Annotated in this window: 7 protein-coding genes; 6 read left to right on the top strand and 1 reads right to left on the bottom strand. The window is 75.6% G+C overall.

Going from position 1 to position 6,003, the window contains the following annotated elements; translation table 11 throughout:
- From DEF28_RS25145 to DEF28_RS25170, 6 genes are all read left to right on the top strand, one after another.
- On the top strand, positions 1-438 hold a 438-nt coding region (locus DEF28_RS25145), incomplete at its 5' end, for a winged helix-turn-helix domain-containing protein (protein ID WP_147281095.1).
- A gap of 167 nt (positions 439-605) precedes the next feature.
- The gene (locus DEF28_RS25150; RefSeq protein ID WP_114400573.1) at positions 606-1,814 is read left to right on the top strand and encodes an SfnB family sulfur acquisition oxidoreductase; all 1,209 of its coding nucleotides are present in this window, start codon (positions 606-608) and stop codon (positions 1,812-1,814) included.
- 64 nt (positions 1,815-1,878) lie between these two features.
- Positions 1,879-3,021, top strand: coding sequence for an LLM class flavin-dependent oxidoreductase (locus DEF28_RS25155; RefSeq protein ID WP_114400572.1), 1,143 nt, complete (start codon positions 1,879-1,881; stop codon positions 3,019-3,021).
- Positions 3,022-3,065: 44 nt separating this feature from the next.
- Positions 3,066-3,587 (top strand): NADPH-dependent FMN reductase, encoded by a 522-nt coding sequence (locus DEF28_RS25160; protein ID WP_114400571.1) that lies wholly within the window; start codon positions 3,066-3,068, stop codon positions 3,585-3,587.
- A 68-nt stretch (positions 3,588-3,655) separates the two neighbouring features.
- A complete protein-coding gene (locus DEF28_RS25165; RefSeq protein WP_114400570.1) occupies positions 3,656-4,231 on the top strand; it encodes a flavin reductase family protein in 576 nt (191 codons plus the stop codon).
- A 91-nt stretch (positions 4,232-4,322) separates the two neighbouring features.
- Positions 4,323-4,604 carry a hypothetical protein gene (locus DEF28_RS25170; RefSeq protein WP_114400569.1) on the top strand — a complete coding sequence of 94 codons (282 nt, stop codon included), beginning with the start codon at positions 4,323-4,325 and terminating at the stop codon, positions 4,602-4,604.
- A gap of 109 nt (positions 4,605-4,713) precedes the next feature.
- On the opposite strand, the gene DEF28_RS25175 is transcribed toward DEF28_RS25170, so the two are convergent.
- Positions 4,714-5,712 carry a C40 family peptidase gene (locus DEF28_RS25175; protein WP_181874443.1) on the bottom strand — a complete coding sequence of 333 codons (999 nt, stop codon included), beginning with the start codon at positions 5,710-5,712 and terminating at the stop codon, positions 4,714-4,716.
- Between the last annotated feature and the right edge of the window lie 291 nt (positions 5,713-6,003).

A 6,003-nucleotide genomic window follows, 5' to 3' on the forward strand; every position in this document is an offset into this window, starting at 1 on the left:
CCCTCCCCCTCGTTCCGCGACGGTGCCGCACAGCTGCTCGGCGTCCTGCCCCTGGCGGAGCGCGGCAAGGTCATGGTGATCGTCGGACACATCCAGGAGGCTCCGGACTCCGTGGCCCCGCCGCCCGCGGCCGGCGAGTCCGACGGCCTCGTCATCGACCACGCCGCCCGCCGGGTCTGGGCGGACCGCACGCCGGTACGGCTCAGCTACCAGGAGTTCGAGCTCCTCGCCCACCTGGCCTCCTCCCCCGGCCGGGTGTTCACCCGCACGGAGCTGCTGGAACGCGTGTGGCGGTCCGACATGCACGCCGGCTCCCGGACGGTGGACGTGCACGTCCACCGGCTGCGGCGCAAGCTCGGCGGACTGGGCCGCCGGCTCGCGACCGTCCGGCGGGTCGGTTACGTCTACCGGCCCGAACAGGCCCCGGCACCGGCGTGACACCGGGGGCCGCACCGCCTGCCCGGACGGCACCCCGCCGCATTACCCACCTTTCAGGTAGCTTAATAAGACTTAAGGGGGCGCCCGAGGTCGCGGCCGGTCGCCTTGTCCGCCGTCCACCGACCGCCGTCCACCGCCGCTCTCCGCCCCGGCCCGGGAGGATCCGCATGTCCGTCCGCCACGCGGCGCACGTCATCACCAGCGACGACGAGGCACTACGGGTCGCGGCGGCACTGGCACCGCGGCTGGCGGGCGACGCCGACGCGCGCGACGCCGAGCGCCGGCCGCCGCGCCGCGAGCTGGCGGAGCTGGCCGCCAGCGGGCTGCTCGGCATCACCGTGCCGCACCCGCTGGGCGGCGCCGACGTCCGCGCCGCCACGGCGGCCGAGGTGCTCCGGCTGCTCGGCACGGCCGACCTCAGCCTGGCCCAGATCCCGCAGCCGCACTTCGCCTTCCTCAACGCCCTGCGGCTCCAGGGGTCGGCCGCCGCCCGCGAACGCGTGTTCCGCGACGTGCTCGACGGCGCGCTGGTGGGCAACGCGCAGAGCGAGCGCGGCGGGCGGCACGCCCAGGACCACCGGACCCGCCTGGAGCGGACCGGCGGCGGCTGGCTGCTCAACGGCGTCAAGTACTACGCCACCGGCGCCCTCTTCGCCCGGTGGATCGCGGTCGCGGCCCCGGCCGCGGTGCCCGGCGAGCCCCGGCCCCAGGCGCACGTCGCCTTCGTGCGCGCCGACGACCCGGGTGTCCGGGTGGTCGACGACTGGGACGGCATGGGCCAGCGCACCACCGCCAGCGGCACCGTCGAGCTCACCGGAGTCCGGGTCGCCGAGCCGTTCGTCGTCCCGCACTACCGGACGTTCCGTGAGCCCACCACCTACGGCGCCTTCGCGCAGCTGCTGCACGCCGCCATCGACGTCGGCGCCGCCCGCGCCGCGCTCTCCCGTGCCGCGGAGTTCGTCCGCACCACGACCCGGCCCTGGTTCGAGAGCGGCGGGGAGCGCGCCGAGGACGATCCGCTGCTCGTCCAGCGGTTCGGCGAGCTGGAGATCCAGGTGCGCGCCGCCGAGGCCCTGCTCGCGGGCGCCGCCGACCGCGTGGACGCGGCACGGGCGGTCCCCGACGACGCCCGCACGGCCGAGGCGTCCATCGCCGTCGCGGCGGCCAGGGTCGCCGGGGGCGCCGCCGCCGTGGACCTCGGCAACGCCCTGTTCGAGGTCGCCGGCACCCGCGCCGCCGCCGACCGGCTGAACCTGCACCGCCACTGGCGCGACGCCCGCACCCACACCCTGCACGACCCCCCGCGCTGGAAGGTCCAGCACATCGGCCGCCATTCGCTGCGCCGAGAGGCGCCGCCGCGGCACGGACTCCTGTGACCAGGGCCGGCCCGTCGGTCCGCACCCGCCCGCCCGCACCGCTGATCCCGGAAGGCACCCGCCCATGACCCTCACGTTCCACTGGTTCCTGCCCACGCAGGGCGACAGCCGCGGCATCGTCAGCGGCGGCCACGGCGTCGACATCGACTCCGCCACCCGCACCCGCCAGGCCGACGTCGGCTACCTCGGCCAGATCGTCCGGGCCGCCGAGCAGCTGGGGTTCGCGGGCGCGCTGACCCCCACGGGCGCGTGGTGCGAGGACGCCTGGCTGACCACGGCGATGCTGTCCAGCGTCAGCGAGCGCCTGAAGTTCCTGGTGGCCTTCCGGCCCGGCCTGCTCTCGCCCACGCTCGCCGCCCAGATGTCCGCGACCTTCCAGCGGCTCAGCGGCGGCCGGCTGATGCTCAACGTGGTGACCGGCGGCGAGTCCCACGAGCAGCGCACACACGGCGACTTCCTCGACAAGGACGCCCGCTACGCCCGCACCGGGGAGTTCTTGGAGATCACCCACCGGCTGTTCCGCGGTGAGACGGTCGACTTCACCGGCGAGCACCTCCGGGTGGCGGACGCCCGGCTGCACCGCCGCCCCGATCCGGTGCCGCCGGTCTACTTCGGCGGCTCCTCCCCCGCGGCGCTGGAGGTGGCCGCCCGCCACGTCGACACCTACCTCACGTGGGGCGAGCCGCCGGCGGCGGTGGCCGAGAAGATCGGCCGGGTGCGCGCCCTCGCCGAGGCATACGGCCGCGAGCTCACCTTCGGCATCCGGCTGCACGTCATCGCGCGGGACACCGCCGAGGAGGCGTGGGCCGAGACCGAGCGCCTGCTGTCGGGCATGGCCCCGGAGACGGTCGCGAACGTGCAGGCCGGCCTGGCACGCAGTGAGTCCGAGGGCCAGCGCCGGATGCTCGCCCTGCACGGCGGCCGCACCGACCGGCTGGAGATCCATCCCCACCTGTGGGCCGGTGTCGGCCTGGTCCGCGGCGGCGCCGGCACGGCGCTGGTGGGCAGCCACCGCGAGGTCGCGGACCTGATCGAGGAGTACCACCGCGTCGGCATCACCGAGTTCGTCCTCTCCGGCTACCCCCACCTGGAGGAGGCCTACTGGTTCGGCGAGGGCGTGCTGCCGGTGCTGCGCGAGCGCGGCCTGTGGCGGCACCCCGCGGAGCCGGCCGCCGCGTCCGAGCCCCTGGTGCCGTTCACCAGCTGAACCGCGGACCCGCCAGGCCCCACGACCGGAAAGAGATCCAGACCATGAGCATCACCGTCCTCGTCGGGAACCCGCGTCCGGCGTCGCGCACCTCCAGCACCGCTGTCGCGGCGGCCCGTGCGGTCGCCTCGGCCGCCGGGCGGTCCGGCGAACCCGAGGTCATCGAGCTGGCCGACCTCGCCCCGGACCTGCTCCTCGCGAACCGCCCCGCACGGGTCGCCGACGCGCTGGAGCGGGTGCGTGCCGCCGAGACCCTCCTGGTGGCCAGCCCCACCTACAAGGCCACCTACACCGGGCTGCTCAAGGTCTTCCTCGACCAGTTCCCCGCGGACGCGCTGGCCGGCGCGGTGGCGATCCCGCTGCTGCTGGTCGGGTCACCCGCGCACACGCTGGCCGTGGAGGTGCACCTGCGCCCGCTGCTGGTGGAACTCGGTGCCGCGGTGCCCACCCCCGGGCTCGCCGTGGCCGAGGCCGACCTGCCCCGGCTGCCGGAGCTCCTCGCCCCGTGGGCGCGGCAGGTGGCCCGGCAGCTCCCGCCGGCCGGCCCGGGCGGCACCGCCGGCTGACCGCCGCCCGGGCGCGGCCCGGCTCCGCGAGGCCCCTGTCACACGCCGCAAGGACGAAGGAGAACGCCATGGACTCCACGAACGCGACGGTCGGCGACACCGCGAGGACCCGGGCCGCGGGCGGACCGGCCCCGGAAGCGGAACGGCCGCCGACGGAGCCCGGAGTGGACACCGAGCTCTTCCGCCAGGCCCTGGGCCGCCACCCGGCCGGCGTCGTGGTGGTCACCGCCGACCTCGCGGGCGAACCGGTCGGGGTCACCGCGACCTCCTTCACCAGCGTCAGCCTGTCCCCGCCGCTCGTCGGCTTCTATATCACGCAGAGCTCGTCGACGTGGCCGAAACTGCGCGCGGCCGGCGGCTTCGCCGTGAACCTCCTCGCCGAGGACCAGGACGGCCTCGCCGCCCGCTTCGCCCGCACGGGCGTGGACCGCTTCGCCGCGCCCACCTCGTGGACCCGCGCCCCGGACGCCACGCCCCTGCTGGCCGGCGCGGCGGCCCACCTGCTCTGCGAGCGCCACGACCTGCGCCTCTTCGGCGACCACTGGCTGGTGGTCGGGCGGGTGACCCGGACCGTCCTCCCGGCGGCCCGCCCGCCGCTGGTGTACCACCAGCGGATGTTCGGAGGGTTCCGGCCGAACGCGTGACGGATCCCGGGCCGCCGGACGGGGGCCGCCGCCCCGAGCGCGGGCGGTGGACGGGCGGCCGGCGGCCTCCCGCGGCTGCGATCATCCGGGGATGGACTCCTCCCTCCCCGCCGGCTGGACGATCGAGCGCGTGCGCGCCCTGTCGGGAGACCGGACCGCCGCCCTGCTCTCGCCCGAACGGCTCGTCGTGGTCGACGAGTACGACCAGGCGGACTACTCGACGCTGCGACCGGACGCGGTCATCTCGTTCCACGACCTGTGCCTCGTGTGGGCGGCGGGTACGTGGTTCATGGGGCACCTCGAACCCGACGGCTCGGTCATCTGCTGGGCGTCCTACGGTCCCGACCTGTACGAGGCCGTCCGCGCCCTGTGACCCGGCGGGCCCGCCGCCCCTCCCGGCGCACCCGGCGCGCGTCCCGGCGCCGCCAATGCCCGCGGCACGGCTGCGGGGCGCCCCCGGCAGGCGCCCCGCAGGGGCGTCGTCACGGCCGGACGGCGCCCACGAACTGCTGGTCCCAGTAGCCCGACAGCGACACGACCTCGATCGTCTTGCCGCTGCTCGGGGCGTGCACCATCTGGCCGTTGCCGGCGTAGATCCCGTTGTGGCCGATGTCGGGGAAGAAGAACATGATGTCGCCGGGCTGCAGCTGGTCCCAGGACACCTTGTTCGGCAGTTCGTACTGCGCATACGTCGTACGCGGCAGGCTCACCCCCGCCGAGCCCCACGCGGCCTGGGTGAGGCCCGAGCAGTCGTACCCGGCCGGGCCGGTGCCGCCCCAGATGTAGGGCTTGCCGACCTGGGCGAACGCGAAGTCCAGGGCCGAGCGCGCGCTGCCCGAGGCCGAGCCCGTGTAGGAGGCGCCGCCGCTGGAGTCGCCGCTGCCGGTCACCGGGTTGCCCTCGAAGCCGGCCAGCAGCTCCTCCTGCTCGGCGAGCGCCTCCTCCACCTCGTCCTTCTTGTCCTTCAGCTCGTCGCGGCGCTCCTCGGCCTCGTCAAGGGTCTCCTCGGCCTCCTCCTTGAGCTGCAGGAGGCGCTCGGAGGAGCCGGTGAACTCCTCCAGCTCCGCCCGCTGCCGCTCCGACAGGTAGGAGACGTCGGCGGACTGCTCCAGGAGCGCGGACGGGTCCTCCACGGACAGCACCGTGGTGGTGGCGCTGGGGTCGTTGGACCGGTAGGCGGCGCTGGCGAAGCTGGCGACGCGCTCGCGCAGCTCCTCGTAGCGCTCGTCCTCCTCGCCGATCTGCTCCTCCAGCGCGGTCATGCGCTTCTCGGCGGCCTCCAGGTCCTCCTTGGCCTGGTTGTAGTCCTGGACGAGGGTGCTGGACTCCTCGGTCAGCTCCTCGATCCGCTGCTCGACCTCCTCCTGGGTCGGCTCGGGCTCGGCGTACGCGGGGCCGCTGGGCAGCACGACGCCGCCGGCGAGGACGCCCATGCCGGCGGCGATGGCGCCGGCTCTCCGGGAGACGCGGTTGGTGGTCATGGTGTTCACGGTTCCTGTCGTGGGAAGTAACGGGGGGCGGGGGAATGCCGGAGCGACCGCCGCCGGCCGCACGGCACGGGACCGCGGGCACGGGGCGATCGCGGCGGGACGGACGCGTCCGCTCGGCGGGGTTGCGCCGGGTCACGCGAGCGAGCGGGGCACGCGTGGCCTCGCCGGCGCCGGACGGACGGTCCCGGGGCGCGCCGGGCGGTCTAGACCCGCTGGACGCAGATGACGCGCAGCAGCCCGACGCCGCCGCGGCCGGCGGTGCGGTGGGAGGGGGCCTCGGGG

Origin of the sequence: Marinitenerispora sediminis (genome assembly GCF_003336425.1) — a bacterium.
GTDB classification, from domain to species: domain Bacteria; phylum Actinomycetota; class Actinomycetes; order Streptosporangiales; family Streptosporangiaceae; genus Marinitenerispora; species Marinitenerispora sediminis.